The organism is Wenyingzhuangia sp. (genome assembly GCF_039768515.1).
Lineage (GTDB): Bacteria > Bacteroidota > Bacteroidia > Flavobacteriales > Flavobacteriaceae > Wenyingzhuangia.
Genome location: NZ_JBDNAI010000038.1, coordinates 1 through 26,923 on the forward strand (window position 1 = coordinate 1; position 26,923 = coordinate 26,923).

Genomic DNA, 26,923 nt, shown 5'->3' on the forward strand with positions numbered 1-26,923 from the left:
AATGCTCTCCTAACGTATATGTCTGATTTTTTGTACTTTAGAAGTATCACCGATTTATCCTAATATAGAAACGCAATGCATATCAAAACATGGTTTATCATCACCATCAACTCGCTGTTACTAGTGGTCGTCATTTCACTATCCACCTCGTTTTATCACTTGTTTGAAGACATCATAGAAGAAAGGATACTCTCTCAATTGAGTTCCATAGAACGTTTAAAACGAAGACAAATAGAAGAATACTTGCACTCAGAGTGGTTTCACTTTATGGAGAACACAGAAGATTCTACAAACGAGTTTAACCTAAAAGACCTCAGCCGTCTGCCTTTTGTCATTGATCGTAGTGGTATCTATGATTTGACACCACTCTCCAACAATGGCAATTTGCTCATAGGTCTTGTCAAAGTTCAAAACGACAGCATCACTAGCCTTAAAACCCTTAGCGGGAAATACATACAACAAATATTACTGGAAAGAACAGGAATGGGAGAAACTGGTGAGACTTACCTGGTAGGACAAGATTACAGATTGAGGTCTATCTCTAGATTTTACAAAACCCAAGCGCCTTTTAGCATCATTGCCAAAACCAAAAGTGTCCTCAATACCTTCAACCAAATTTTAAAACAGGGAATCTACAAAGATTACAGAGGGGTATGGGTATATAGTGTTTACGAGCCACTCAAAGTATCAAACCTCCATTGGGCCATTCTCACAGAAATGGATGTGACCGAAGTTATTCTTCCTTTACAACGCATGAAAACCAAACTACTCTATATTGCCAGTGGTATTCTTATTGTTGCTCTTATTTGCGGAATCCTCTTCTCTCAACTGGTGACTAGACCTCTAAAAAACGTTACCCACAGATTGTTGGGCATGACCAAAGGAAATTATGAAGCCTGTACAAACAAAAAAACAGCTTTCACCGAAATAAATGACATTTGTAAAGCACTAAACTCATTGAACAAATCATTGAGTGGAGCGATTGATTTTTCACACGAAATTGGAGAAATGAAATTTGACAGCGATTATAGCCCCCAAACAGAAGAAGATGTTCTGGGGAATTCATTGATCAAAATGAAAGATAAATTGATTGAATACCAACAAAAACTTACTCAAGCCAATACCACTAAAAAAAGGATTCTGATTGAAGGACAAGAGACCGAAAGAAAAAGATTAGCTCAAGAATTACACGATGGGATTGGTCCATTGCTAACCAGTCTTAGATTTTTTGTAGAAAACATGACCATCTCCCTTGACGAAAAAGAAAAAATGAAATTGTTGATTGACAACACCATCGCAGAAACCAGAAGAATGACCTACGCCCTGATGCCTCCTTCCCTTGTTGATTTTGGAGTAGGCGAAACATTAAAAACATTTGTAAATCTCATTAGAACCAGTACAAATATTAATATCAAACTCGACGATAACCTACTTAAAGAACAAACTAAAATCAATGACCATATTGCTATAAGCATCTTTCGAATTAGCCAAGAGTTGATCAACAACAGTGTAAAACATGCCCAAGCAAGTAAGATAAGGATTTCTATGACTGAATTTGAAGATCATCTTTCCATTTTCTACTTCGATGACGGAAGCGGCTACAATGAAACAGCAGCCACTATTGGTGCTGGAATCATTAACATTAAAGAGCGTGTAGAAATTTTGAATGGTTTCATTATATTTGATTGTAAGCCTAAAAATTCTGTTGTCGAAATTGAAATCCCCTTGAGCCATGGATAAAATAAACTTAATCGTTGCCGACGATCACCAATTGTTTAGAGATGGATTGACTTCATTGCTAAACAAACACGAACATTTAGAAGTCCTAACTAGCGTATCTGATGGTGAAGCCCTTTTCGAGGCTTTGGAAAAAGGAAGACACCCAGACCTCATCTTATTGGATTTGTCGATGCCCAAAATGAATGGTTTTGAGGTTTTAATCAAATTAAGATCATCATACAAAAACATCAAAGCAATTGCCATTTCTATGCATGATGATGGAAATTACGTAGCAAAATGTGCCTCATACGGTGCCTACGGTTACTTGTTAAAAAATACGGATGAAGATGAACTACTAGTAGCCATTAAAAAAGTTTATGAAGGCAGCAAATACTACAATCAAGAATTGTCTATCAAAATGATAGATAGCTTATCTGAAGTGACCCCAAAAAGAAAACTAACGTTGAAAGAAAAAGAAATCCTACAATTACTATCCAAAGGATTGACCACCAAAGAAATAGCTGCCAAACGCTATATCAGTACTCGAACTGTAGAAACGCACAGGTTCAATATGTTAAAAAAACTAGAGGTCAAAAACACAGCAGAACTCATCAACAAAGCCTACAGTTTAGATCTACTGTAACCATCGCTTGATAAAAAGTTTATCAAAACTTCTGAAACCAACTGAATCTTCTATTTTTAATCTAAAAACAAAGCCACAAAAAAAAGTTCTTTGGAGATTTCCAAAGAACTTTTCAAAGAAATTTTATCTATAGGCTATTCTACGTATTGAGCTACGTTTTGCCAAGGTCCCCCATTCATCACATCAATTCCATGCTGCTTTAAAAAATCTGTCGCTTGTTGGCTTCTTGCTCCACTTCTACAAACTGCAATGACTGGCTTTGCATAAGCTTTTACTAAATCAACTTTCCCTGGAAGGGTTTGCAAAACAATATGCTCAGATCCAGAAACATGACCTTCTGCAAACTCTTCATCAGATCTTACATCTAACACCACTGCTTCTGCTTTTAAATATTCTTGAATTTTCTCGTTATCAAATTGACTCATTTTGTTATGTTTTTGAAATCTAGGGACAAATTTAACAATTGTTTTAGGATTATCAGCATGTTATGGCTCAGATCGTCCAGCATATTGATTTCTTTTTGAATACAACTTATGTAATATGAAAATCATAGCGTTTGTCCATTATTCAAAAAAACACGACTTTTGCAGCATTGTGGTTGTTATTTTTTTGATTTGTAACCTTATGCAATAGAAATGCTATGTCTAAAACAATTTTAATTAAAATAGGTTCTAATGTACTTACCCTTTCCTCTGGTGCTCCTGATGAAAAGCGTATTGAACATATTGTTGAACAAATTGCGACGTTAAAGAAACAAGGACATCAAGTAATTCTGGTCTCCTCTGGAGCTGTAGCTGCTGGAAGAGCGTTGACTACATTGCCTTCCTCATTGGATACAATTAGCAAACGACAGGTTTTGGCCGCAGTAGGACAGATTTCGTTAATGCATCTTTACGCTCATTACTTTAACAAGCTAGGATTGGTTTGTGCACAAGTCTTGATCACCAAAGAATCGTTTAGCACAAGAGAGCATTATCTAAACATGACCAATTGTGTTGAAGCCATGCTAAAATGTGACATCACGCCGATCATCAACGAAAATGATGTCGTATCTGTAACAGAATTGATGTTTACAGACAATGACGAATTATCAGGCTTGGTGGCTACAATGACCAATGCAGACGAACTACTAATACTGAGCAATGTAGATGGAATATTTACAGACCACCCTACGAAGCCGGGAGCAAAACTCATCAGAGATTTTGAAAACGAAGAAGTGAATCTGGTAGAGGCCATTACTGAAGAAAAATCAGAATTTGGACGTGGAGGCATGTTATCTAAGGCAAACACCGCCATAAATATTGCCAATTTAGGCGTCCATGTTTCTATCGGGAACGGAGCCACACCCCACATAACAACAAAATTATTGAACAGAGAACAAGGCACCTTTTTTAAGGCCAAACATGAAAAAAACAAATCTGCAATAAAAAAATGGATCACCAATTCAGAAACTTTTTCAAAAGGAAAAGTAACGATTGATCAAGGCGCCTTAAAAGCGCTTTTAAACAGCTTTGCAAATAGTTTACTTCCCGTTGGTATTGTAAAAATTGAAGGTGATTTTAAAAAAGGAGACATCATTACCATAGCAAATGAAGACGGTAATGAAGTAGGTTTCGGAAGGGCATCTTACAGTGCAGAGAAAGCCCGAAAGTTTAAAAACAAAAAACAGCAACCTGCGCTAGTGCACTATAATTACTTAACCCTAAAGTAGACATGGAATTTAAATTAAAAGAAACATTTGAAAATACTCGACACGCAAGTAGAGCATTAATTGAATTATCAGCACTTGAAATCAACAAAGTACTGCTAGAAATTGCAGACAAAGCCATAGCCAATACAGAGTTCATCTTGGCAGCAAATCAAAAAGACTTAGATCGAATGGATCATAATGATCCTAAGTACGACCGATTGTTGCTAAACGCGGAAAGAATTACAGGCATAGCCAATGACATTAAGAATGTAGCCCAGTTAGAAAGTCCCGTAGGAAAAATAATTGACCATAAAATTCTAGACAACGGCTTAGACATTTCAAAAGTTCGTGTTCCTATTGGTGTGATTGGTGTCATTTATGAAGCAAGACCCAATGTCTCTTTTGATGTTTTTTCATTGTGTTTCAAAACTCAAAATGCCTGTATTTTAAAAGGAGGAAGTGATGCAGAATTTTCGAACATCGCCATTGTAAACCTCATCAAAGAAGTGTTGCAAAACAACAACATCAACACAGATATTGTCACTTTACTTCCAGCAGACAGAAGCGCTACCACCGAGATGCTAAACGCTGTAGAATATGTTGACATCATCATTCCTAGAGGAAGTCAAGGATTGATAAATTTTGTGCGTGAACACGCTAAAGTACCCGTAATTGAAACTGGGGCGGGGATTGTACATGTCTATTTTGACAAAGATGGAGATGTTAAAAAAGGAGCAGCCATCGTTGCCAATGCAAAAACAAGAAGGGTTAGTGTTTGTAATGCTTTGGACTGCTTGTTAATTCACGAGTCACAACTTCAACATTTGAATTCGCTATCATCAGAATTGGCTAGTAAAGGAACGACTATTTATGCAGACACACAATCGTTATCCCACTTGGACAACTACCCAAAAGACTTATTAAACCAAGCAGAGGAAACACACTACGGTACAGAATTTTTAGCCAATACCATGTCTATCAAGACAGTATCTTCCATGGAGGAAGCTTTAAATCATATTGCAAAATACAGTTCAAAACACAGTGAAGCAATTGTTTCTGAAAACGCTGAAACCATCGCTAAATATTTAAATGTGGTAGATGCAGCGGCAGTATACGCAAATGCATCAACGGCTTACACTGATGGTGCTCAATTTGGTCTGGGGGCAGAAATTGGAATCAGTACACAAAAATTACACGCCAGAGGACCTATGGCCTTAGATGAGATTACATCTTACAAATGGGTGATCAAAGGAGACGGTCAAACCAGATCCTAAGCGTCTTGTATACAAGTCATATTTAAAGAAAAAAGCAAATACGTTTTAAATTCAAGCATTCATGATTTGCTTTGATTTTATAACCATTCATTTTACGTATCTTTGCACAAAATTTTCAATCCATGAACAATAGTATTGTAGCCATAGTAGGAAGACCCAACGTTGGGAAATCTACATTATTCAATAGACTCATCCAACGTAGAGAAGCTATTGTTGATGATGTTAGTGGTGTTACTAGAGACAGGCACTATGGTAAAAGTGACTGGAATGGAAAAGAATTCTCTTTGATAGATACCGGAGGATATGTAGAAGGCTCTGATGATATTTTTGAAGAAGAAATCAGAAAACAGGTGATGTTAGCTCTAGAAGAATGCGACATTATTGTTTTTGTAGTAGATGTTACAACTGGAATCTCTCCTTTAGACGAAAGTGTTTCAATCCTATTGAGAAAAGCTAAAAAACCCGTATTTGTTGCCATCAACAAAGTAGACAATGCAATGCGTGAAGCAGATGCATATGAGTTTTATAACCTAGGCCTAGGTGATTTTTATACGATTTCATCTATCAATGGAAGTGGAACTGGGGAATTATTAGATGCCTTGGTTGAAGAAATGGAAGATGTGAAAGAAGAGGAAGAGTCTCTAGATGCAACTGACGAGCTGCCAAAATTTGCAGTAGTCGGACGACCGAATGCAGGAAAATCTTCATTTATTAATGCGCTAGTTGGAAAAGACAGAAATATTGTAACCGATATCGCAGGAACCACACGAGATACCATTGATACTACCTACAATAAATTTGGTTTTGATTTTAAACTTGTCGATACTGCTGGGATTAGAAAAAAATCAAAAGTCAAAGAAGACATAGAATTCTATTCTGTAATGAGAGCTGTTAGGGCCATAGAGCACTGTGATGTCGCTATTTTAATGATTGATGCTACTCGTGGGTTTGAGGGTCAAGATCAAAACATATTTTGGCTGGCTCAAAAAAACCGAAAAGGAATTGTCATTCTAGTTAACAAATGGGACTTACTGGAGAAGGAAACCAACACCATGAAAAAGTGTGAAGAAATGATCCGAAAAGAAATTGCTCCATTTACGGATGTACCCATTGTATTTACGTCAACGGTTACCAAGCAAAGATTACTCAAAGCGCTTGAAACAGCTGTAGAGGTTCATAAAAGTAGATCTAACAAAATTGCAACCAGTAAGCTAAATGAAACAATGCTTGCATTGATAGAAAATTTTCCTCCACCAGCGATCAAAGGAAAATATGTTAAGATCAAATACTGTATGCAGTTACCCACACCAACACCCCAATTTGCCTTTTTCGCTAATCTACCTCAATACATTAGAGATCCTTACAAACGTTTTATAGAAAATAAAATGAGAGAAATTTATGATTTCAAAGGGGTCCCTATTACCATCTACTTCAGACAAAAATAAAAAGGATCGCGTTTAAAAGAAACCCTAGGTTAACTATATTTTGAGATCTTTCAACATCAACTGAAGAGAGGTATATCCATTCCAATGGTTTTCTTCCACTGTGAAAGCGGCTTCAAAAGAGGGCGCTTTTTCTATCTCCTCTAAATGAGACCCCATACCAAAACCAATTGCGTTGTATGTTTTATCGTCGGCGCCATAGACGATATTCAACCTTAAATGCTCTGGCAAATCTCCCTCTAGCACTACTTTACCTATTCGCTTACCGTAGCCATTGTCTCTTAACGCAGTGGCTTTAAAAACAGGCTTCATGTTTGCGGGGCCAAAAGGAGCAAACTGAGACAATATTCTATAAAACTTAGCGGTCAAATCCGCCAATTCAACCTCTGCATCGATCACAATTTCTGGCGTTTTCAAAGCATCAGGTAATGTTTTGTTTACTTCTATTTCGAAAGCATCTTTAAACGCTTTATAATTTTCCGGTAACAAAGTCAAGCCTGCAGCATATTTGTGTCCTCCAAACTGTTCAATATGTTCTGAACAAGCTTCTAAAGCATTATAAACATCAAAACCTTTTACAGAACGTGCAGAGGCAGCAAGCTTTTCACCACTTTTGGTAAAAACTAATGTTGGCCTGTAATAGGTTTCTATAAGTCTTGAAGCTACAATACCAATAACACCTTTATGCCAGTTTTCAGCATAGACAACGGTTGTGCTATTTTGTTCTTCTTTATTTTCTTTGATCTGTTGTAAGGCCTCTTCTGTAATTTTTTTATCCAATTCTTTTCGATCTGCGTTGTATTGATCAATAGCACTTGCATATTTTTTCGCCAATGTAAAATCTCTTTCGGTCATCAATTCTACTGCGTGAATTCCTTTTTTAATTCGACCTGCTGCATTGATCCTAGGAGCAATGATGAAGACAACATCTGTAATGGTTAAAACCTGTTTTTGGACTTGCTCTAAAATGGCTTTCACTCCTGGTCTTGGATTGCTGTTGATGACTTTTAATCCATGATAAGCTAGAATTCTATTCTCACCATCAATAGGAACAATATCAGCAGCAATACTGATCGCCAAAAGATCAAGATAAGGAATCAACTCAGAAAAAGGTTGTTCTTGAATTTGGGCAATGGCTTGAATGAACTTGAACCCAACACCACACCCGGACAGTTCATCATAAGGATAGGTACAATCCTTCTGTTTTGGATCTAGCACTGCAACAGCTTCAGGAACTATAGCTCCTGGCCTATGGTGATCACAAATGATAAAGTCAATGTTTTTCTCTTTGGCATAAGCGACTTTTTCTATGGCTTTAATCCCACAGTCTAATGCAATGATTAAAGAAATATCATTGTCCTCAGCAAAATCAATCCCTTGATACGAAATTCCATACCCCTCTTCATATCTATCTGGTATATAAGTAACGACATTGGGATATAACGTTAACAAATAGGAAGAAACCAAAGCAACTGCTGTGGTTCCATCTACATCATAATCCCCATAAACCATGATACTTTCACCATTTTCAATCGCATGAAGCACACGAGTTACGGCTTGTTCCATTCCTTTCATCAAAAAAGGATCATGAAGTTCGTCTAAACTAGGTCTAAAAAAACTTTTGGCGGCTTCGAAAGTTTGTATCCCTCTTTGCACCAATAACTGAGACAACACTTTGTTGATCCCTAAAGACTTGGATAAAGTATCGACAATTTCGATATCTGGGGAAGTTTTAGAAATCCAGCGCATTTTTTTTAGTTTTCGATATACAGCACCCTACAAACTTAACAGAAATAGGTGCGATAGACCAACATTCTTCCATTTGTTTTGTTCTAGTTATTTAACACCAATAATCCTCATGTATAAGATATTTCTATTGCTCATAAACCTTTCAAGGGAGGTTTACTGATTTAAATATGACTCTACAGCTGCACTCCTTGTTCTACAATAATCTTTTAATTCCTGAACTCCTGTTTCAAATCCACTTGCACCTCCAGTCAGATTTGTATACCCCGAGGTTTCTGAGGTCGCACTCGATGAAATCAAGCTAGACCATCCGTTGTACACCACGTCCATAGTTGCTGGCACGTAGTAATTGTCGTTAAAATCTTTTAAATATCCCTTGTAATCAACCATATAAGAATCCACCGCTCTTAGATAGGAGATCAAAGGCCAATTCGATCCTACCTCACTCATATCCAAAGAAATCGCATTTCTTCTTCCTTTTCCTGGCATAAAAGACTCATTATGATCCCAAACAATCCACTTGATCAAATCATCTGTAGAATCGTGGTACAAATAATAGTTGTGAGTCATGTTCGCGTAAGTGTCCCAATTTTGTATGGTATTGTTTACCGCTAAATATTTTAAAAATCCCTGTACATCAAAAACACTTTCTAAATTTGTTTTCCAAGCTTCTTGATCTGATGTTCGCAAAGTTGAATGCAACACATTATAGAGCTCTTGGATATCAGACCAATCCCCTTCCGATTCATTTGTTTTTTTCTCAAAATCATCCAAAGTAAAACCACTAGAGCCAAACCTGGCACCCTCTCCATCGGGCTTGTAACAATTTCCTTCTTGACTACCAAATACCGTATTTAACATCGTATCAAAAACCACTTCATCCAAAGTGTATAAACCATAATAAATCTTTGTTCCATCTCCATGATCTACATACACCTCATAGTATGCTGTCTGTACAGCAGGAACACCAAAATCATTAAAAAGATCTGTAGCAGACTTTTCTCTCATCAAGGAGTTATCACTAAAGTTACTACCTAAGGCTAAATCTTTAAACCCATAAAATCGTTGGTTTTTTATTTCAGGATAGTCATCTTCAAATTTATCAAACTTTAGACGCAAAGGTAATTTACCGTTTCTTCTATCATAGGCAGACCATAAACTTGAATTCCCTTTGTAACGAACACCTACTTCATACCATTGCTTACCATTAAAGAAGAAATCACAGGCCACATAGTCTGGTTTGTCATCTGTAAAGTTATTGCCTATATTTTGAGAAGCTAACGAAGCTAGATTTGACTGCATACTCGCATATTCTTCGGCAGAAAGAACAATGTCTATTCTATTGACTCTGTCTTGGGGAAAAACGGTTGCATAACCAACTCCCAATTGATCTGTATGGGTTTCTGTTGTCCAGTCTGCGAGCCCTTCTCCCTGTTCTTTTTCTTTTATTTCCTCTGTATTTTCTTTTTCGTCTTCATACTCAGACTCTTTCGAATCGTCACATGAGAATAGGACCAAAGCCCAAAGGACAAATAAAAAGGATTTCCACTGATTGTATTTCATCATGTCTTAGGTTTTTATCTTTTACTCAAATTTGTTCATCAATTAAACTTTTGACCAATAGGAATTGTTTTTAAAATTTAATTTCAAAAATAAAGCCAAAGTCTATAAATTAAATTCAATCTATGACCCTTGTGAGCGTCAAACCATCTCTAATGGGAAGCAATACCGTTTCCACCCTTGAATCCTCGTTTATTTTTTTGTTGTAAACAAGCAGTTCCTTGGTATCAATATCTTTTGGATCTAATTCTTGTATCACTTTTCCACTCCACAATACATTGTCTGAGAGAATCACACCCCCAGGATTCATCTTGTCTATGATCAAGTCAAAATAGTTAGAATAGTTAGCCTTGTCTGCATCAATGAAAACCAAATCAAACTTTTCATCTATGGTAGGGATTATATCCAATGCATTCCCGATATACTGATGAATTTGTTCACCATACCCAGAAAGATCAAAATACTTGCGTTGCAAATCGTACAATTCTTCGTTTTTATCAATGGTTCGTAAAGTTCCTTTGCTGGTCATCCCTTCGCACATGCAAAGCGCAGAATAACCTGTATAAGTACCAATTTCTAAAATAGAGGTTGGACGAACCAGTTTTGAAATTATCGACAATAACCTTCCTTGAAAATCACCACTTAACATGCGGGGATTTAGAACAGTTTGCCAAGTTTCTGTATTCAAAGAAGCTAATAATTCTGGCTCTGACTGCGAGTGATTAACTACATAATCCTCTATCTCTTCTGGTAAAAAATGCATTTTTTAATTTTTATTTTCGAAACATTCAATATTCATCTTCATTTTCTTCTTGTCTTCAGCAGTAAGCTGTATGCTTTGACTATAGGTTGTTTTTTTTATCGTCGCACAAATCTCTGACAATTTAGAATTCTGTTTGGCAAACCTCCAACATACTTTGCAACAAACAAAATGAATGTTCAAATTTATTTTATCCCTCCAAGTCGCTGCTCCGTATTGAGATTTGGTACATATCATTTTTGCTTCTTCACATTTTAAGTTTATTTTCATTCGATTATCTTTTGAACCCGTGGTCTTCCATACATTTTCTCAATTGAATTCTCGCCCTATGCAGGATCACCCAAAAATTAGGGGGGTTGATCTTTAGAACTTTACAGATTTCATCTGTCTCAAAATCTTGAAGAGTTTTCATTTCAAAAACAGTTTTATGCCGTTTGGACAACTTTTTAATACAAGATGATAATACTTGCCCCAACTCTTCTGCTTCCAATTGGGCATCAGGCCTATTTGATCCTGTTTGTGATACGCTTTCTTCAATCCAATCCCCTTGTCTACTTGCCTCACTATAAAAGTTCATTCTTACTTCTGCCCTTCCTTTATTGGAGTTTGATCTTCTGTAATGATCAACTATTTTTCGCTTTAAAATAGAAATTAACCAAGTCCTTTCACTTGCCTTTCCCTCATACCTACTCATTGATTTTAATCCTGCAAAAAAAGTCTCTTGGATCAAGTCTTTAACAACATCAACATCCCTAACTCTAGTAATGGTGAAATTAAAAAGGTAATCTGCATACTTATCTACCCAAAGATCTGGAGACAAATTATTGACTTTTTCTTTTGACATCTTTCATTTTTTACTCATAAATATAAAGTTTTAATTGCAAACATTCAACTTTATCAATCACAATTGGGAAATAGTAGTTCTATATAATTAATTACATAAAGTCCTTAAAAAAGAGTAATTTTACCCTTAGGTTTTATATCAAATAGATTATGTCTACAGCAAGAAAACAATACAAAAGAGTCACAACAAATTCCTTGATAGAAATGAAAAGTAATGGAGAAAAAATCTCTATGCTTACCGCCTATGACTATACCATGGCAAAAATTATTGACCATGCTGGAATAGATGTTTTACTGGTTGGAGACTCCGCCTCTAATGTAATGGCTGGTCATGAAACAACCTTGCCCATTACACTAGATCAAATGATCTATCACGCTAGTTCAGTGGTCAGAGCCTCAAACAGAAGTTTGATTGTCGTTGACATTCCTTTTGGTAGCTACCAATCTGACTCTAAAGAAGCGCTAAGATCTGCGATTAGAATCATGAAAGAATCTGGTGCTCATGCGGTAAAAGTTGAAGGTGGAATTGAGATAGAAAGTTCTCTATCTCGAATCATTCAAGCTGGAATTCCTGTAATGGGTCACTTAGGATTGACGCCACAATCTATTTATCAATTTGGAACCTATACTGTTCGTGCAAAAGAAGATGCTGAAGCCAAAAAATTATTGGAGGACGCTAAATTATTAGAGGCTAAAGGCTGTTTTGCTTTGGTTTTAGAAAAAATACCTGCGAAACTAGCTAAAAAAGTGGCTGAACAGTTAACCATCCCTGTCATTGGAATCGGAGCAGGTCCAGACGTAGATGGGCAAGTACTAGTCGTACATGATATGCTGGGTATGACTCATGAATTTCACCCACGTTTTTTACGTAGATATGCGAATTTGTTTGAAGAAATGAGCAGCGCTTTTAGCCAATACAATACAGATGTAAAGACAAAAGATTTCCCAAACGAAAAAGAACAATATTAACCGAGTATTGCCACCAACATCAGCGTTTAAAAAATGAAAGTACTTCACTTAGATTCAAATCACGAAATTTTAAAGGAAGATTTAGCAAATTTAGGCTGTGAAAATCACGAAGATTTTACCTCTTCAAAAGAAACTATTGAGACAACAATAGCAAATTACGATGGGATCGTAATTCGTAGTCGTTTCAAGATTGACAAAACATTTATAGATGCAGCAAAAAAACTAAAGTTTATTGCACGAGTAGGGGCTGGTTTAGAAAGCATTGATTGTGAATATGCTGAGCGTAAAGGTATTGTTTTGATCGCGGCACCGGAAGGAAATAGAAATGCTGTAGGAGAACATGCTTTGGGCATGATCCTAACTTTGTTCAATCATTTAAAAAGAGCAGATTCACAAATACGAAAAGGACAATGGCTTAGAGAAGATAATAGAGGCATCGAACTTGAAGGTAAAACGGTTGGATTGATTGGTTATGGACATATGGGGAAATCCTTTGCAAAAAAACTAAAAGGCTTTGATTGTGAAGTGATTTGCTTTGATTTAAAAGATCATGTTGGCGACGAAAACTGTACTCAAGTTTCCCTTCAAGAACTACAAAAAAGAACAGATATACTGAGTATTCATACCCCCCACAACAAACAATCTTTCAAAATGATTGACTCTGATTTCATCAACCATTTTGAAAAATCTTTCTTTATCATTAATACTGCCAGAGGAACAGCTGTTGTAACTGAAGACCTTGTTACTGCACTCAAACAAAACAAAATACTAGGAGCATGCCTAGATGTTTTAGAGTATGAAAAATTATCTTTTGAAAATCTTTTTGAAAACAAAGAGCTTCCCTCTGCCTTTAATTACTTAATTCAAGCTGATCATGTACTCCTTTCCCCACATATCGCAGGGTGGACCGTAGAGTCAAAATTCAAACTTGCGAAAACAATTACAAAAAAGATAGGCTCATATTTTTTTAATAAAGAGTTGTAATGCTTAATTTTAGACTTAGACAAGCAAGGCATGGAAAAAACAATAAAAGAATTACAGCGAATCAAACAAAACACCAATCTGAATTACAGTGTAAAAACCTCTGTTGAGGATTTCACACAAAAAATATTCAATACTTTGTTTGACGATAGTATTGATATCGCAGAAAGTTTTGGAGCATTAGAAAATCTATTCAAAACCGCAGCCAAAATATCTTGTCTATCTACCTCAGAGGAATGTAGTAAAAACTGGATTGTTTTTTCTGAAAAACTACCTCTAATTCTTGAGGACTTAAACAGAGATGCTCAATATTTTATGGAATCTGATCCTGCTGCTAGAAGATTAGAAGAAATTTACTTTGCTTATCCTGGGTTTTATGCGTTAGCCATTCATCGAATGAGTCATGAAATCTACAACCAAAATCTACATTTGTTTGCTCGATTGATGAGTGAATATGCGCACAGACAAACAGGAACAGACATTCACCCTGGAGCCACGATTAAAGCACCTATTTTTATAGATCATGCTACAGGAATTGTGATTGGAGAAACTTGTGTAATCGAACCACAAGTTAAAATATACCAAGGGGTAACTCTAGGTGCATTAAGTATAAGTAAGGACAAACAAAACATCAAAAGACATCCTACAGTAAAATCTAATGTATGTATTTATGCGAATGCAACCATACTAGGAGGCGATACTGTTGTTGGAGAGCACTCAATTATTGGTGGTAACGTATGGGTAACCAAATCCGTGCCAGAAAACTCAATTGTGTACAACACGATCGAAGCAAACATAAAAACAAGATAAATACTATGTACCACAAGCTATTAGATTTTATTGGCAATACCCCCTTAATAGAAGCTACTCGTTTGGTAAAAAATCCAAATGTAAAATTATTACTAAAATTAGAAGGTAACAATCCGGGAGGTAGTTTAAAAGATCGTGCTGCTTATAACATGATCAAAGGTGCTTTAGATAGAGGAGAAATAAAAGACGGAGACAAATTAATTGAGGCTACTAGTGGAAACACTGGTATCGCTTTGGCTATGATTGCTCAATTACTTGATATTGACATTGAACTTGTTTTACCCGAAAACTCTACTGCAGAACGCATACAAACCATGCGTGCATATGGAGCAAAAGTAACTTTAACATCTTCAAAAACAGGAATCATTGGATCTAGAGATTATGCGGATCAAAAGGTTGCAAGTGGTGGATATGTCATGTTGAATCAATTTGCTAATGAAGACAACTGGAAAGCACACTACAAGACTACTGGCCCCGAAATATGGAGAGATACCAATAAAAAAGTGACGCACTTTGTAGCCGCTATGGGCACTACTGGAACTATTATGGGAACCTCAACTTATTTAAAAGAACAAAACCCAAACATTCAAATTATAGGTGCGCATCCTAGTGATGGCTCACAGATCCCTGGAATTAGAAAATGGCCCGAAGCCTACTTACCTAAAATATTCAACAAATCAAAGGTAGACAATATCTTAGAAGTTTCGGAAGCTGATGCAAGGAAGATGACCAAAAGATTGGCTAATGAAGAAGGAATTTTTGCAGGCATGAGTTCTGGTGGTTCTGTGGCTACTGCTGTAAAAGTTGCAGAAACCCTAAAATCAGGAATCGTTGTAGCTATAGTTTGTGACAGAGGGGACCGATATTTATCCTCTGATCTATTTGAATAAAGCAGGAAACACGAGGATCAAAACCTTTGTTTTGAAGAGGTTTTTATTCTCAAAGCTCTTGGTTTTTTACTCAAACAAAATCGAAGACTTTATTAGTATTCGATAACCATCTACTTCTGATCGCAGAAGATTCTTAATTTGATTGAAACCTTAAAATATTCTCACTCTTCTTGATCTCCTGTTCATTCATCAACATTTTATGATATTTACCCGTATTGAAGAACTGTGTTTGATCACTATAAAAAGGGCTTAAAAAATAACCTGACTGTCCTGTTGGTGTTATCGCATAAGAATTTTCAATCGCTGAAAAATCTATAACTCTCCGAGTGGAGGGACCTGCCACTACTTTAAATTCATTTCCCTCTGTATAATTAAACATCAAATTGTTTATGGTTTCATATCCCCCTACAGATGGATAAGGTCCTAAATTAAAAATCTTCTTCAAGATCTCTATTTTAGCCATAGCATGTTCATGAGTTAATGTATGTACCTTACCCCATTTCCATGCTTCAAGGTCTCTACCCATACCCGTTGATAATTCAGAAACAGCTGCTTTAAAAGAGGATGTTATAACGTCCTTAAACGTTTCTCTTGTTTGAGTGTTCACATTATCCCACCAAACAGACTCTTTATTTTTTAAATACTTATTTTGAGTCCTTTTTGACAAATTAGAATTTGCAAAATCTTTAAAATCTTTAACTCCTAATTCATCTTCAAAAGTATTTTTCAACACTCTAAAAACAAACTTGTAGTAAATCGTTGGAGCAATATTATCCAAACCGTGGTTACCTTTCCATTTGACCAACCTATCCAATACTTTTAATTCAAAAGGAGTAAGCGACTCTAGATCCAATCCGTAAGTCAACTCTCTCACATTTTTTAAAGCTGATGTGTTGGTGTGACTATTTGCAATATTTTTTACCTCATCTACAGAGAGTTTATCTTTCAACTCAATAGCCTTTTTTAACTCAATAGCTCTATCTTGAGACAAATAATAGCCTGGATATAAATAATTATCTACAGCTTCTGGTTGAACATTTGAACTAAACACATATCCTTTTGTCGGATTGATCGCTTTGGGATTTTTAACAAAAGGCAACCACTCTTTCTGGATTTGTGACACCTCCATACCTTCTAATATAAATTTAGTATTGACCTCTGGAGATAGATGTTTATATAATTTTCCCGCAGACCACATCCCAATATTATCACTTGCATCTCCATACAAAATATTTAAGCCTGGTGCTGACAATGTTGCTATTGCTTTTTCAAAATCATACATCCCTTTCGCATGGTTCATTCCATATGTGGTCTGCAAAACTTGATTTGGCTTCTCATTATACACCCATTGTATTGCTGTTGGAACAGAATCAAAACCTGTCGCATTAGAATTGACTATGGTCCCCAAGACTGTTTTCTTGATGATTATTTTTCTAGGAGACTCCTTTTTTATTTTAATTTCTTTTTGCAAGTACTCATAATTATAAAACCCCATACCTGTTGTATACTGAGTACTGTCCTGAGAATTTTGTTGAATTTTATAGAAATTAATATCATCATTTTGAAACATGGTAAGACCAAAAGCATACTCTCTGTTATGTGCCAATAAAGGAAAAGGAAAAAGACCCAAATAAAAACCGTAATTCTCGTAAGTAGGAGTTTTTATGTGTGCCTGGTACCACACCTGTGGCTGAGCAAAACCGATGTGTGGATCATTTTCAAAAAGTATTTTTCCTGTAGTTGTCTTTTTTGGAGCTAACACCAACCCATTACTCCCAATAAACTGTGGAAAAGGAAGTTTATCCAAAAGACTGTTGATACTAGCTATTGATTTTTTTCTAAAATCAAAATTCTCTTGAAACACAATATTCTCCTCAGAATCTATTGCTAAATCTTTCAAATAATCTGAACCTAATTTGTGCTTGATCAAGGTCAAAATAGGATCGGTTTTAAAAGCACTAGCAAAACTAAATGACATATATGCTGTTACATAATATATATCTTCTGAGGTATAGGGTTCTTTTTCTATCCCTAGCAGTGAAAATTCTATTGGAGTTGGACCGTCATCCAAGTATGAGTTCACCCCCTTGAGGTAGGCATCAACTAATTCTTGAACCTCCTGATTATTTTTCAAGGCCTCTACTTGCTTATGAATGGTTTCATCTATCCCTAGACTTGAAAAAAAAACATCAACATCATACAAATCTTTCCCAAAAATCTCAGACAACCTTCCAGAAGCAATTCGCCTCAAGAGCTCCATCTGCCAAAGTCGTTCTTGAGCATGAACATAGCCCAAGACTGTCAATGCATCCTTCTCTGTATTTGCATAAATGTGAGGCACACCAATATTGTCAAAATACACTTCTGCATTGTCAACTCCTTCAAGATGAATATCACCCCTATAGGTGGGTTTAAGATAGAGTAAATAAGCATATACAGCAATCATTACGAATGCTAATAAACACAGAAAAGACAAAATAAACTTGTTCACGCTCTTCATATTCTTTTTTTTTAACAAGCTTAAAGATAGAAATTCCTTTTACACTTCACTTAGGAAAGCTTATTATAATTTTGTTAATTTGTAAGGTAAGACATCTTAAATGAAAAAAATTCAGATGGTTGACTTGAAGAGTCAATACCTAGACATAAAAGAAGATATAGACTACTCCATTCAGCAAGTACTTGACCACACCTCTTTTATCAATGGACCTCAGGTCACCACTTTTAAAAAAAACCTAGAAGATTATTTACAGGTTAAACACGTGATCCCATGTGGTAATGGAACCGATGCTTTGCAAATATCGTTAATGGCATTAGGCCTAAGACCTGGTGACGAAGTGATAACTGTTGACTTTACTTTTGCTGCAACCGTAGAGGTCATTAAACTTTTGGGATTAACTCCTGTATTAATAGATGTAGAAATAGATAGTTTTAACATGAATATTTCTGCTCTAGAAAGAGCGATTACCCCAAATACCAAAGCTATTGTTCCAGTCCATTTGTTTGGACAATGTGCCAACATGGAAGCAATTTTAAATCTCGCAAAAAAGCACAGAATACATGTCATTGAAGATACCGCTCAAGCCTTGGGAGCTGAATATATTTTTGAAGATGGAACCACCAAAAAAGCTGGAACCATGGGGACCATTGGGACAACCTCTTTTTTTCCCTCAAAAAATCTTGGATGCTATGGAGATGGAGGCGCGATGTTCACCAATGATGATGAACTTGCGGTTAAACTAAAAGGAATTTCCAACCATGGGATGTCACAAAAATATTACTACGATGTAGTCGGTATCAATTCTAGATTAGATAGCATACAGGCAAATATTTTAAATACTAAATTACCATACCTAAATATTTACAATAAAAAGAGACAACAAGCTGCGACTTTCTACAACAGAGCTTTTACTGATATTGACTCCCTTATTACCCCAACAACATCAACCTTTTCTAATCATGTTTTTCACCAATATACATTGAGAATTACCAATGGAAAAAGAGATGAACTACATGAATATCTAAAATCTCAAAATATACCCAATGCTATTTACTACCCTGTTCCCCTTCACACTCAAAAAGCATATGCTCAGGAGTATAGAGATGAAGGAAACTATATCAATACCAACACCCTAGTACAACAGGTGATTTCATTGCCAATGCATACAGCTTTAGAACTAGAACAACTAGAATTCATTACAAAAACCATACTCACATATTTAAAATAATATGGCTAAAAAAATACTAGTAACTGGTGGTTTGGGATTCATCGGATCTCATACTGTTGTCGCTCTACAAAATTCAGGATTTGACGTCGTAATTATTGACAATTTGTCTAACACAACGATCGATGTTTTGAACCAGATAACAGATATCACAGGTATCAAACCTGATTTCGAGTCTATTGATTTACGTAACAAAGGAAAAGTGAAATCTTTTTTTGATCAATACGAGGTAGAGGGGATTATCCACTTTGCTGCTTCTAAAGCTGTCGGTGAAAGTATGCACAAGCCTTTAGATTACTACGAAAACAATTTAAGTACGTTGATCTACCTTTTGCAAGAAATGAGAGACCGAAAATTAGACCACTTTATTTTTTCTTCTTCTTGTACTGTTTATGGACAAGCAGACAAATTACCAATCACAGAAAGGGCTCCTGTAAAAAAAGCCGAATCTGTTTATGGAAATACCAAACAAATTGGTGAAGAAATTATTCAAGACAGCTGTACCGCCTATGGAATTAATGCAATTGCGTTGAGATATTTTAATCCTATTGGAGCACATGAATCTTTAAAAATAGGTGAACTTCCCCTAGGTATTCCACAGAATTTGATTCCATTTATCACACAAACAGCAGCAGGAAAAAGAGAGGTACTCTCTGTTTATGGAGAGGATTACAACACGCCAGATGGAACAGCCATAAGAGATTATATACACGTTGTAGACTTAGCCAAAGCCCATATTGCTGCCTTAAAACGTCTGATCGAGAAACAAAACAAAAATACATATGAATTTTACAATGTAGGTACAGGAACTGGAAGCTCTGTTTTGGAAATCATCAAGGCTTTTGAAAGAGCTAACGGTGTCAAATTAAACTATAAGATTGTAGATCGAAGGGCGGGAGATATCACTGCTGCTTATGCAGATACGACAATGGCAAACAAGGAGTTAAAATGGAAAACTAAATTGAGTTTAGAATCTGCTCTAAAATCTGCCTGGGAATGGGAAAAAAAACAAGAATAGCTTTAAGAGGATCTTTACTATCCTCTCAAACTTGTTTTTTTATTTGTACAGAACTATGTGATTGCTAAAAGTTTACATCACACAAAAAAAATCAGCTCAAGAGCTGATTTTTTTTGTGTGACTACTCGGCACTATGTTCTATCAGTCGTATTCCATTTTCCTCTAAAGTAATGACCTTATTTTTATACAATCCACCAATGGCATTCTTAAATGCTTTTTTACTCATCCCCAACTCATACTTAATGGTGTCTGGCTCAGACTTATCCGTCACAGGCAGAAAACCATTATGTGCTCTTAGTGCTGTCAATATTTGAACCTGAAACTTTGTAATACTATTCCTAAACCCAATAGGCTGCAGGGAGATATCCAATCGACCATCGTCTCTTACTTTTTTAACATATGCTTTCAAGCGTTGACCTTCTTCCAACCTTTGATATACTTCATTTTTATACAACATCCCCTCACAAGTCTCATCGACCAAAACAGTAATCCCCAGTTTTGAGAAACTTCCAACTACTATTCCAACCTCTTGACCTTCTTCAAACTCTTCCATAATTCTATACTTTTAATTGTTCAAAATAAGTATTTAACACCTCATCATTATGATCACTAGGTGTAAAAACCTCTAATATTTTTGGCTGCTTACTTTCTTTGTAAAAAGTCTTCAATCTTTTTTCAGTACGCCTAATATTTGTTGCTTTTTGATAGGTAAACCCATACATCTTTGCCAAATGCTCAGCGTTTAAACCATGGGGAGTTTCAAAATAAGACAAGGATGATGTTTGTTTTGGACCTGGTAGTATTTTAAAAATTCCTCCTCCGTTATTATTTACTAAGATAATTCTAAAATTAGATGGGATAGATTTGTTCCACAATGCATTGCTATCATACAAAAAACTCAAATCCCCTGTAATCAATACAACTTGTTGCTCTGTTTTCATAGCGTATCCAATCGCTGTAGAAGTACTCCCATCAATTCCGCTAGTCCCTCTATTGCAAAAAACTGAAAGGGTTGGATGAATATCAAACAACTGGGCATAACGAATGGTTGCGCTGTTACTCAACTGCAGCACTGTATTCGAAGGCAAAGAATTGTTAAGCAAATCAAATACTTTAAAATCTGAATACTGAACATTTTCTACATACTGCTGGTGCGCTGCTTTTCTTTTTTCCTTCAATGCCAATCCTTGAAGTTGATAGTCGTTCTCAACTGGTTTTATCAACCAAAAGAACTGACTAAAGAAAAATTCAGGAGAAACACGAATATGTTGACTCAGACAATTAAAGGTGTCATATCCAACCTTTGGATGAATAGCAAAATGGTACTTTGGTTTATAGGCTCTTAAATACTGTTTGATTCTCTTTGACACTATTAACCCACCTATAGTCAATAAAATATCTGGCTGAAAAAACAACTTTTCTTCCTCAGATAGTCCTGCTAAAAATTGATCAATACTATTGATGGTATGGTGATGGTTTATGTTTGAAGTCGATTCTGTCAAAACCAATACAGAGGGATCTTTAAGCAAATGATTGAGCTGTGTCTGCAACAACTCACTGGGTTGATACACTCCTAACAAAACTATTTTTTTCTTTGAAGTATTCCACAATTCTGCAATAGGTTCTATTTGCTTTTGTGACAAAGGCTGTTCGGATAAAGCTTGAGGCTCTATGCGATCTACCTTAGGATAGACCAATAAATCATCTATCATTTTATACAAAGGTTCGTCAAAAGGCACATTGATATGCACAGGTCCTTTCTGCTTATTTGCGATCTCTAAAGCGTTAAATAACAAGTGTTTGTTATATACTTTATCCTCATCAATTTTTATAGCTCTCAAATTAGCCTCGAACAAAATATGATTTTTGAATACTCCTTCTTGGCGAATGGTCTGACCATCTCCAATATCAATCATATGTTTGGGTCTATCGGCGGAAATAACGACCAATGGAATATCTGCATAAAAAGCTTCTGCAACTGCTGGATAATAATTTAGCAATGCAGAACCTGAAGTACAGACCATCGCTGTTGCTTTTTGTGTTTTTTGAGCCATCCCTAACGCAACAAAAGCGGCACAGCGTTCATCGACAATGCTATAGGTATTCACTTCTGAAACTTGATTAAAACCAATGGTCAAAGGAGCATTACGTGAACCTGGAGATATAACCACATCGCTTACATGATTGGCAACACAGGAAGCAATCACTATTTGAGCCAATTCATTTTCAGGATACTTCATTCAAATATTTCTCTAAATAAGAGCACAAAATTACAAATAATAAAGGTAGTATCTTAACAGAATAAGGTTTCTTTATCTATTTAAAAGATGTCTATTCAAGAGGGTTTTCTTTAGCACAAGCCAGATAAATTCTTTCTTACCTACCCTTTTGTTACTGGATAAAATATTAAAGAAATCATTCCAAAACAAGAATAATCAATCCTAATCTAAAAGGTAGTATCTTTACCTAATTAAGTTTTTTATTATGGACGAACGCATTGATGTTGTTAATACAAAAGGGATGCCAACAGGAAAGACTTGTCTAAAAAGCGAAGCCCACCAACATGGAATATTACATGGTACTGTTCATATTTGGCTACACACAAAAGACCTCCAGATTCTCATTCAAAAAAGATCAGAATCAAAAGAAATTTACCCCAACTTGTGGGATGTATCAGTCGCTGGACACATCAGTTCTGGAGAATCTCCTATATTAGCTGCTTTGAGAGAAGTTAAAGAAGAAATAGATTTAAGTATCAATCAAGAACAACTAAAATCTATTCCACCATTTGAGGAAAAACACTACCATGCTAACAATATCGTCGATCATGAAATTCATCATATTTACTTGGTTAAGCTCCATATAGATCTTTCAAAATTAACCCCTCAAAAAGAAGAAGTGGAAGCATTGAGGCTAATTTCTACAAAAGAATTACAAAACAACTACACCAACCCCGATGTATTCGTTCCTCATACTCCCGAATATTACAAACATATTTTAAAATACCTCAAAGAAAACAAATCATGAAAAATACGATTGCAGAAAGAATTACTGATTTTATTAAGTTGTTTCCTCCTTTTGATCATCTACCACATCATGATTTGTATCAGCTAGCAGAAGAGATTAGCGTCGTTTATCTCGACAAAGACGAGTCACTATATAATCAAGGCAAACCTCCTAAAGAACATTTTTATATGGTAAACCAAGGAGCCATAAGAGTGTATAGACATGATGGGGAAAATAGCATTGAAGTAGAAATGTGTGATGAAGGAGATGTCTTGGGTTTGAGACCATTGATTGTCCAAGAGAATTACACTTTAAATGCAAAAGCCTATGAAGAAACCATTGTGTATGCAATTCCCATTAAGATCTTCAATGACAAATTTGAAAACAACAATAAAGTAAGCAAATATCTAATCACCCGTTTTGCAAGTAACTCTGTTGCAAAGTTTTCTCAAGCAGACAACGAAAAAATATTTGCAGACTACAAAAGAACAACCCAAACAGACTACTTTAGTTCTAAAATTAGTCTTTTGATGAATTCTGCTATTCACTGTGACCAAGAAGCTACAATAAAGCAAGCTGCAACTATAATGAGCGAGAACAAGATCAGCTCTATATTTGTAATTAACAAAGAGAGACCCATAGGAATCATCACCAATAAAGATTTATTGCACAAAGTGGCCACAGGCACATTTGGCATAGACCAAAATGTAAAAGAAATCATGTCTTCTCCTGTCGTTTGTGCTTCTCCAAATGTATCTATTGCAGAGGGACAAATCATCATGTTAAAAAATAAAATTGGAAATGTATGTGTCACCAAAGATGGAACTCCACAAAGCACATTATCTGGAATACTAACCCAACAAGACATTGTAGCCTCTCTGAGCAACAATCCTGCAGTGCTGATGAAACAGATCAACCGAGCAAGAACAATTTCTAGGCTGAGAGAATTAAGACAACAATTAAATCAACTCTTACAAAGATATATCAATCAACACTTTTCATTCACACACACCCTAACTGTTGTCGCAGAACTCAACGAGACTATTACCGAAAAAACGGTAGAAATCTCCCTTAAAGAACTAGGTAGAACACCCCCTGTAAAGTTTTCTTTTTTTTCCATGGGTAGCCAAGCGAGAAAAGAACAATTGGTTCCTACAGACCAAGACAATGGAATGATCTTTGAAGATGTTCCTGACGACAGGCTCGAAGAAACTCGATCTTTTTTTACAGGATTTGCAAAAATCATTAACAAAAATCTCCATGCAATAGGATATGAATACTGCCCTGCAGAAATGATGGCTAGCAATCCAACATGGTGCTTGTCAAAAAGGGAATGGGAAAGTCAATTTAAAGATTGGATTTTTAACCCGAACGAAAAGAACATTTTGCTTAGCGCTATCTTTTTTGACTTTAATTATGTTTTTGGAGATCGACAATTGGTCAAAGACATGAGCACTATTGTACACGAGAACACCAAAAACAACCCTAGATTTTTTATGTTTATGTCTAAAGATGCCTTGAAAAGTCCTAGTCCACTCGGTTTTTTTAGACAATTTTTAGTAGACCAAGACGGTGTTCATAAAGACCAATTCAATATCAAGCAAAGAGCACTAATGCCTTTGATTGATGCCGCAAGAATTTTAACCTTGCAACACGACTTACAAGGAATAAACAACACCGCGGAACGATATTATAAACTCCGAGAGTTAGAGCCACAGAATGCCGAAATTTACGAAGCTTGTGCATATGCTTTTAAAGCATTACTAAAGTATAAGACCAAAAATGGATTGATGACTCTGGGAGAAGATGATGGTAAATTTATCAAATTAGAACATCTCTCTAAATCTGAAAAGGTGAAATTAAGGCGTTGTTTTAAACCCATTAAAAGTATACAAGAAGTGATAACTCTACGTTTTCAACCTATTTTATAATCACAATTTATGGAACATTTCATCAAAAAAATATTTCGAAAAAAAAGGCTTCCCCCCTTTTGGAAAAATTATGAGGACTCTCTTAAAAACATTCAAATGAATGAGATTGCAGATTCTAAATTTGTTGTTTTTGACTGTGAAACTTCAGGATTAAATCCTAAAGAAGATAGGATTTTATCCATGGGGGCTCTTACGATTAAGGGAAACACCATCAACATCAAAAACAATTTTGAATGCTATGTCAAACAAGAGGTTTTTAGCAGAGACACTGTTCCTATTCACGGACTATTGAAAAATGGTAATTTAAAAAAAATTAGTGAGGAAGAGGCTATTAAAGAATTTCTTAGCTACATAGAAGGAGCGATTTTGGTAGGGCATCATATCGGCTTCGATGTCAACTGTGTCAATTTTGCACTAAAAAGAATGGGGCTGCCCAAATTAAAAAACAAAGTTTTGGACACTGGTACCCTGTATAAAAAAACCAAACATCAATTGTATTCAGAGGCTTTCAAAAAAGTTTTTACCTTGGATGACATTTGTGATGAATTGAAAGTTCAAAAAAAAGACAGACATACCGCTTCTGGAGATGCCTATATCACTGCTATTATTTTTTTTAAAATACTAGGAAGACTGAACAAAAACAACCTTTTGACCCTAAAGGATTTGTTTTACGTTCCAAAAATGATCTACTAAGCATCTGAGATGATGAGACCATTTTTGAATTCATAACTTAAGCTAGAGTATATTTACCAAAATAGATGTTAAACTCTTTTTGTAATGCTTGTAACTGCTCCAATTCTTTAGACAACACAATAGCCAAAGACAACCCTTTATTTCCTCCTCTAGCAGTTCTACCGCTTCTATGAACAAAATATTCCGTATTTTCAGGAAGCTGATAATGAATCACATAATTTACATTAGGGACATCTATTCCTCTTGCAGCAACATCTGTACAGATTAACAGTTGACTTGCACCGTTTTTAAAAGAACGCAACGACTTTTCTCTATCACGCTGACCCATATCTCCTTCCAAAGCAGCCACAGAAAACCCTTCTTCAGCCAATTCTTCTTTTAATTTTTGTGCCCCTAATTTCGTTTTACAAAAAACAATACCTTTTTCCAGACCTCTACTTTCAACAAAACCGACCAAGACATCAAGTTTCTGACCCAAAGTAGTACTGATAAATTTATGAGAAATATCTTCGTTAATCAATTGATTTGCTTCTACTTCTACTCGAACCGGCTGGTTCATATACGTTTTCACTAAACTATTTAACGCATTTGGAAATGTTGCAGAAAACAACCAAGTATTTTTATGTGATGTAGAATATTTAAGTATCCTGTTTAAGTCTGGTAAAAACCCCATACTAAGCATCTCATCTGCTTCATCTAGAACCAACATTTTGATCTTACTAATATCAATAGCAGCCCGATCCAACAAATCACACAAACGCCCAGGAGTAGCAACAACAACATGTGTAGTTCTTTCTAACCTTTCTATTTGTCTATCTATCTTTTCTCCACCATAAACCGCCTCACAAAATATTTTCTTTGTGTGGTATTTGGTCAACTTAAATAATTGCTTTTTTATTTGTTGAGCAAGCTCTCTTGTCGGCGCTAGTAGTAAAGCTTGAATTTCATTTTTATCAGGATTTATTTTCTGTAACAATGGCAATCCAAAAGCAATGGTTTTCCCTGTTCCTGTCTGGGCCTTACCGATATAATCTATTTGATCTTGTAACAATTTAGGTATGGTTCTATATTGAATTTCAGTAGGAATCTTTACTCCTATCTCTTTCATAGATTTTATGAAATCATCTGACACTCCTAACTCTTTAAAGTTTTTCAAAATATTTGGGTTTTATTAAAAGGCAAAGGTAGCATTATAAAAAAGAAAAGTAAGGAACATCGAAATA

24 protein-coding genes are annotated in these 26,923 nt (G+C 35.7%); 14 read left to right on the forward strand and 10 right to left on the reverse strand.

The genetic code is table 11. From position 1 onward, the window contains the following. Nucleotides 1-75: 75 nt before the first annotated feature. Nucleotides 76-1,740: a histidine kinase gene (locus tag ABF281_RS02350; RefSeq protein ID WP_347180091.1), complete on the forward strand. Its 1,665-nt coding sequence runs from the start codon at nucleotides 76-78 to the stop codon at nucleotides 1,738-1,740. After that, nucleotides 1,733-2,362 (forward strand): response regulator transcription factor, encoded by a 630-nt coding sequence (locus ABF281_RS02355; protein ID WP_347180092.1) that lies wholly within the window; start codon nucleotides 1,733-1,735, stop codon nucleotides 2,360-2,362. Before ABF281_RS02350 ends, ABF281_RS02355 begins: the two co-directional genes overlap by 8 nt. 134 nt (nucleotides 2,363-2,496) lie before the next feature. Here ABF281_RS02355 and ABF281_RS02360 read toward each other — a convergent pair whose 3' ends face one another. Next, nucleotides 2,497-2,787 carry a rhodanese-like domain-containing protein gene (locus ABF281_RS02360; RefSeq protein WP_347180093.1) on the reverse strand — a complete coding sequence of 97 codons (291 nt, stop codon included), beginning with the start codon at nucleotides 2,785-2,787 and terminating at the stop codon, nucleotides 2,497-2,499. Between the two features lie 215 nt (nucleotides 2,788-3,002). On the opposite strand from ABF281_RS02360, the gene proB reads away from it, so the two are divergent. The 3 genes from proB to der all read left to right on the forward strand — a co-directional run bounded on the left by proB (nucleotide 3,003) and on the right by der (nucleotide 6,771). Continuing rightward, the gene (gene proB, locus ABF281_RS02365; RefSeq protein WP_347180094.1) at nucleotides 3,003-4,073 is read left to right on the forward strand and encodes a glutamate 5-kinase; all 1,071 of its coding nucleotides are present in this window, start codon (nucleotides 3,003-3,005) and stop codon (nucleotides 4,071-4,073) included. Nucleotides 4,074-4,075: 2 nt separating this feature from the next. Next, nucleotides 4,076-5,326, forward strand: coding sequence for a glutamate-5-semialdehyde dehydrogenase (locus tag ABF281_RS02370; RefSeq protein WP_347180095.1), 1,251 nt, complete (start codon nucleotides 4,076-4,078; stop codon nucleotides 5,324-5,326). Between the two features lie 122 nt (nucleotides 5,327-5,448). Continuing rightward, the gene (gene der, locus ABF281_RS02375; RefSeq protein ID WP_347180096.1) at nucleotides 5,449-6,771 is read left to right on the forward strand and encodes a ribosome biogenesis GTPase Der; all 1,323 of its coding nucleotides are present in this window, start codon (nucleotides 5,449-5,451) and stop codon (nucleotides 6,769-6,771) included. 33 nt (nucleotides 6,772-6,804) lie between these two features. Here the strand turns inward: der and recJ are convergent, their stop codons facing one another. The 5 genes from recJ to ABF281_RS02400 all read right to left on the reverse strand — a co-directional run bounded on the left by recJ (nucleotide 6,805) and on the right by ABF281_RS02400 (nucleotide 11,678). Continuing rightward, nucleotides 6,805-8,517: a single-stranded-DNA-specific exonuclease RecJ gene (gene recJ / locus ABF281_RS02380; protein WP_347180097.1), complete on the reverse strand. Its 1,713-nt coding sequence runs from the start codon at nucleotides 8,515-8,517 to the stop codon at nucleotides 6,805-6,807. Between the two features lie 153 nt (nucleotides 8,518-8,670). Then, the gene (locus ABF281_RS02385; protein WP_347180098.1) at nucleotides 8,671-10,080 is read right to left on the reverse strand and encodes a CotH kinase family protein; all 1,410 of its coding nucleotides are present in this window, start codon (nucleotides 10,078-10,080) and stop codon (nucleotides 8,671-8,673) included. Between the two features lie 112 nt (nucleotides 10,081-10,192). Next, nucleotides 10,193-10,837, reverse strand: a complete 645-nt coding sequence (locus tag ABF281_RS02390; protein WP_347180099.1) for an O-methyltransferase — start codon at nucleotides 10,835-10,837, stop codon at nucleotides 10,193-10,195. A gap of 3 nt (nucleotides 10,838-10,840) precedes the next feature. Continuing rightward, nucleotides 10,841-11,104 carry a glycine dehydrogenase gene (locus ABF281_RS02395; protein ID WP_347180100.1) on the reverse strand — a complete coding sequence of 88 codons (264 nt, stop codon included), beginning with the start codon at nucleotides 11,102-11,104 and terminating at the stop codon, nucleotides 10,841-10,843. A 4-nt stretch (nucleotides 11,105-11,108) separates the two neighbouring features. After that, a complete protein-coding gene (locus ABF281_RS02400) occupies nucleotides 11,109-11,678 on the reverse strand; it encodes a sigma-70 family RNA polymerase sigma factor (protein WP_347180101.1) in 570 nt (189 codons plus the stop codon). A gap of 149 nt (nucleotides 11,679-11,827) precedes the next feature. Between ABF281_RS02400 and panB the strand changes: the two genes are divergently transcribed. Genes panB through cysM form a run of 4 tightly spaced genes read left to right on the forward strand, consistent with a single transcriptional unit; the run spans nucleotide 11,828 to nucleotide 15,327 of the window. After that, nucleotides 11,828-12,646 carry a 3-methyl-2-oxobutanoate hydroxymethyltransferase gene (gene panB / locus ABF281_RS02405; RefSeq protein WP_347180102.1) on the forward strand — a complete coding sequence of 273 codons (819 nt, stop codon included), beginning with the start codon at nucleotides 11,828-11,830 and terminating at the stop codon, nucleotides 12,644-12,646. Between the two features lie 33 nt (nucleotides 12,647-12,679). Further along, nucleotides 12,680-13,630 carry a 2-hydroxyacid dehydrogenase gene (locus tag ABF281_RS02410; protein ID WP_347180103.1) on the forward strand — a complete coding sequence of 317 codons (951 nt, stop codon included), beginning with the start codon at nucleotides 12,680-12,682 and terminating at the stop codon, nucleotides 13,628-13,630. Nucleotides 13,631-13,660: 30 nt separating this feature from the next. Beyond that, nucleotides 13,661-14,437 carry a serine O-acetyltransferase EpsC gene (gene epsC / locus ABF281_RS02415; protein ID WP_347180104.1) on the forward strand — a complete coding sequence of 259 codons (777 nt, stop codon included), beginning with the start codon at nucleotides 13,661-13,663 and terminating at the stop codon, nucleotides 14,435-14,437. A gap of 5 nt (nucleotides 14,438-14,442) precedes the next feature. Continuing rightward, nucleotides 14,443-15,327, forward strand: a complete 885-nt coding sequence (gene cysM / locus ABF281_RS02420) for a cysteine synthase CysM (RefSeq protein WP_347180105.1) — start codon at nucleotides 14,443-14,445, stop codon at nucleotides 15,325-15,327. Between the two features lie 133 nt (nucleotides 15,328-15,460). Here cysM and ABF281_RS02425 read toward each other — a convergent pair whose 3' ends face one another. Then, the gene (locus ABF281_RS02425) at nucleotides 15,461-17,827 is read right to left on the reverse strand and encodes a penicillin acylase family protein (RefSeq protein WP_347180106.1); all 2,367 of its coding nucleotides are present in this window, start codon (nucleotides 17,825-17,827) and stop codon (nucleotides 15,461-15,463) included. Nucleotides 17,828-17,927: 100 nt separating this feature from the next. Here ABF281_RS02425 and ABF281_RS02430 point away from each other — a divergent pair, with 100 nt between their 5' ends. Both ABF281_RS02430 and galE read left to right on the forward strand, forming a co-directional pair. After that, a complete protein-coding gene (locus ABF281_RS02430) occupies nucleotides 17,928-19,055 on the forward strand; it encodes a DegT/DnrJ/EryC1/StrS family aminotransferase (protein ID WP_347180107.1) in 1,128 nt (375 codons plus the stop codon). A gap of 1 nt (nucleotide 19,056) precedes the next feature. Continuing rightward, the gene (gene galE / locus ABF281_RS02435; RefSeq protein WP_347180108.1) at nucleotides 19,057-20,070 is read left to right on the forward strand and encodes a UDP-glucose 4-epimerase GalE; all 1,014 of its coding nucleotides are present in this window, start codon (nucleotides 19,057-19,059) and stop codon (nucleotides 20,068-20,070) included. A 121-nt stretch (nucleotides 20,071-20,191) separates the two neighbouring features. On the opposite strand, the gene ABF281_RS02440 is transcribed toward galE, so the two are convergent. Further along, nucleotides 20,192-20,623 (reverse strand): DNA-binding protein, encoded by a 432-nt coding sequence (locus ABF281_RS02440; protein ID WP_347180109.1) that lies wholly within the window; start codon nucleotides 20,621-20,623, stop codon nucleotides 20,192-20,194. A 4-nt stretch (nucleotides 20,624-20,627) separates the two neighbouring features. Further along, the gene (gene menD / locus ABF281_RS02445) at nucleotides 20,628-22,310 is read right to left on the reverse strand and encodes a 2-succinyl-5-enolpyruvyl-6-hydroxy-3-cyclohexene-1-carboxylic-acid synthase (protein ID WP_347180110.1); all 1,683 of its coding nucleotides are present in this window, start codon (nucleotides 22,308-22,310) and stop codon (nucleotides 20,628-20,630) included. A 244-nt stretch (nucleotides 22,311-22,554) separates the two neighbouring features. On the opposite strand from menD, the gene ABF281_RS02450 reads away from it, so the two are divergent. The 3 genes from ABF281_RS02450 to ABF281_RS02460 all read left to right on the forward strand — a co-directional run bounded on the left by ABF281_RS02450 (nucleotide 22,555) and on the right by ABF281_RS02460 (nucleotide 25,700). Beyond that, on the forward strand, nucleotides 22,555-23,097 hold the full coding sequence (locus ABF281_RS02450) for an NUDIX domain-containing protein (protein ID WP_347180111.1): 543 nt from the start codon (nucleotides 22,555-22,557) through the stop codon (nucleotides 23,095-23,097). Next, on the forward strand, nucleotides 23,094-25,007 hold the full coding sequence (locus ABF281_RS02455) for a DUF294 nucleotidyltransferase-like domain-containing protein (protein WP_347180112.1): 1,914 nt from the start codon (nucleotides 23,094-23,096) through the stop codon (nucleotides 25,005-25,007). Before ABF281_RS02450 ends, ABF281_RS02455 begins: the two co-directional genes overlap by 4 nt. Before the next feature lie 96 nt (nucleotides 25,008-25,103). After that, nucleotides 25,104-25,700: a 3'-5' exonuclease gene (locus ABF281_RS02460; RefSeq protein ID WP_347180113.1), complete on the forward strand. Its 597-nt coding sequence runs from the start codon at nucleotides 25,104-25,106 to the stop codon at nucleotides 25,698-25,700. A gap of 37 nt (nucleotides 25,701-25,737) precedes the next feature. Here the strand turns inward: ABF281_RS02460 and ABF281_RS02465 are convergent, their stop codons facing one another. Next, the gene (locus ABF281_RS02465) at nucleotides 25,738-26,856 is read right to left on the reverse strand and encodes a DEAD/DEAH box helicase (protein ID WP_347180114.1); all 1,119 of its coding nucleotides are present in this window, start codon (nucleotides 26,854-26,856) and stop codon (nucleotides 25,738-25,740) included. Nucleotides 26,857-26,923: the final 67 nt, after the last annotated feature.

Coding starts and splice junctions, on each gene's coding strand:
- galE (WP_347180108.1), top strand. CDS start 19,057: ATGGCTAAAAAAATACTAGTAACTGGTGGTTTGGGATTCATCGGATCT.
- epsC (WP_347180104.1), top strand. CDS start 13,661: ATGGAAAAAACAATAAAAGAATTACAGCGAATCAAACAAAACACCAAT.
- ABF281_RS02410 (WP_347180103.1), top strand. CDS start 12,680: ATGAAAGTACTTCACTTAGATTCAAATCACGAAATTTTAAAGGAAGAT.
- ABF281_RS02385 (WP_347180098.1), bottom strand. CDS start 10,080: ATGATGAAATACAATCAGTGGAAATCCTTTTTATTTGTCCTTTGGGCT.
- ABF281_RS02455 (WP_347180112.1), top strand. CDS start 23,094: ATGAAAAATACGATTGCAGAAAGAATTACTGATTTTATTAAGTTGTTT.
- ABF281_RS02370 (WP_347180095.1), top strand. CDS start 4,076: ATGGAATTTAAATTAAAAGAAACATTTGAAAATACTCGACACGCAAGT.
- ABF281_RS02450 (WP_347180111.1), top strand. CDS start 22,555: ATGGACGAACGCATTGATGTTGTTAATACAAAAGGGATGCCAACAGGA.
- ABF281_RS02400 (WP_347180101.1), bottom strand. CDS start 11,678: ATGTCAAAAGAAAAAGTCAATAATTTGTCTCCAGATCTTTGGGTAGAT.
- ABF281_RS02395 (WP_347180100.1), bottom strand. CDS start 11,104: ATGAAAATAAACTTAAAATGTGAAGAAGCAAAAATGATATGTACCAAA.
- ABF281_RS02355 (WP_347180092.1), top strand. CDS start 1,733: ATGGATAAAATAAACTTAATCGTTGCCGACGATCACCAATTGTTTAGA.
- der (WP_347180096.1), top strand. CDS start 5,449: ATGAACAATAGTATTGTAGCCATAGTAGGAAGACCCAACGTTGGGAAA.
- ABF281_RS02460 (WP_347180113.1), top strand. CDS start 25,104: ATGAATGAGATTGCAGATTCTAAATTTGTTGTTTTTGACTGTGAAACT.
- proB (WP_347180094.1), top strand. CDS start 3,003: ATGTCTAAAACAATTTTAATTAAAATAGGTTCTAATGTACTTACCCTT.
- ABF281_RS02430 (WP_347180107.1), top strand. CDS start 17,928: ATGAAAAAAATTCAGATGGTTGACTTGAAGAGTCAATACCTAGACATA.
- panB (WP_347180102.1), top strand. CDS start 11,828: ATGTCTACAGCAAGAAAACAATACAAAAGAGTCACAACAAATTCCTTG.
- ABF281_RS02350 (WP_347180091.1), top strand. CDS start 76: ATGCATATCAAAACATGGTTTATCATCACCATCAACTCGCTGTTACTA.
- recJ (WP_347180097.1), bottom strand. CDS start 8,517: ATGCGCTGGATTTCTAAAACTTCCCCAGATATCGAAATTGTCGATACT.
- menD (WP_347180110.1), bottom strand. CDS start 22,310: ATGAAGTATCCTGAAAATGAATTGGCTCAAATAGTGATTGCTTCCTGT.
- ABF281_RS02440 (WP_347180109.1), bottom strand. CDS start 20,623: ATGGAAGAGTTTGAAGAAGGTCAAGAGGTTGGAATAGTAGTTGGAAGT.
- cysM (WP_347180105.1), top strand. CDS start 14,443: ATGTACCACAAGCTATTAGATTTTATTGGCAATACCCCCTTAATAGAA.
- ABF281_RS02390 (WP_347180099.1), bottom strand. CDS start 10,837: ATGCATTTTTTACCAGAAGAGATAGAGGATTATGTAGTTAATCACTCG.
- ABF281_RS02360 (WP_347180093.1), bottom strand. CDS start 2,787: ATGAGTCAATTTGATAACGAGAAAATTCAAGAATATTTAAAAGCAGAA.
- ABF281_RS02425 (WP_347180106.1), bottom strand. CDS start 17,827: ATGAAGAGCGTGAACAAGTTTATTTTGTCTTTTCTGTGTTTATTAGCA.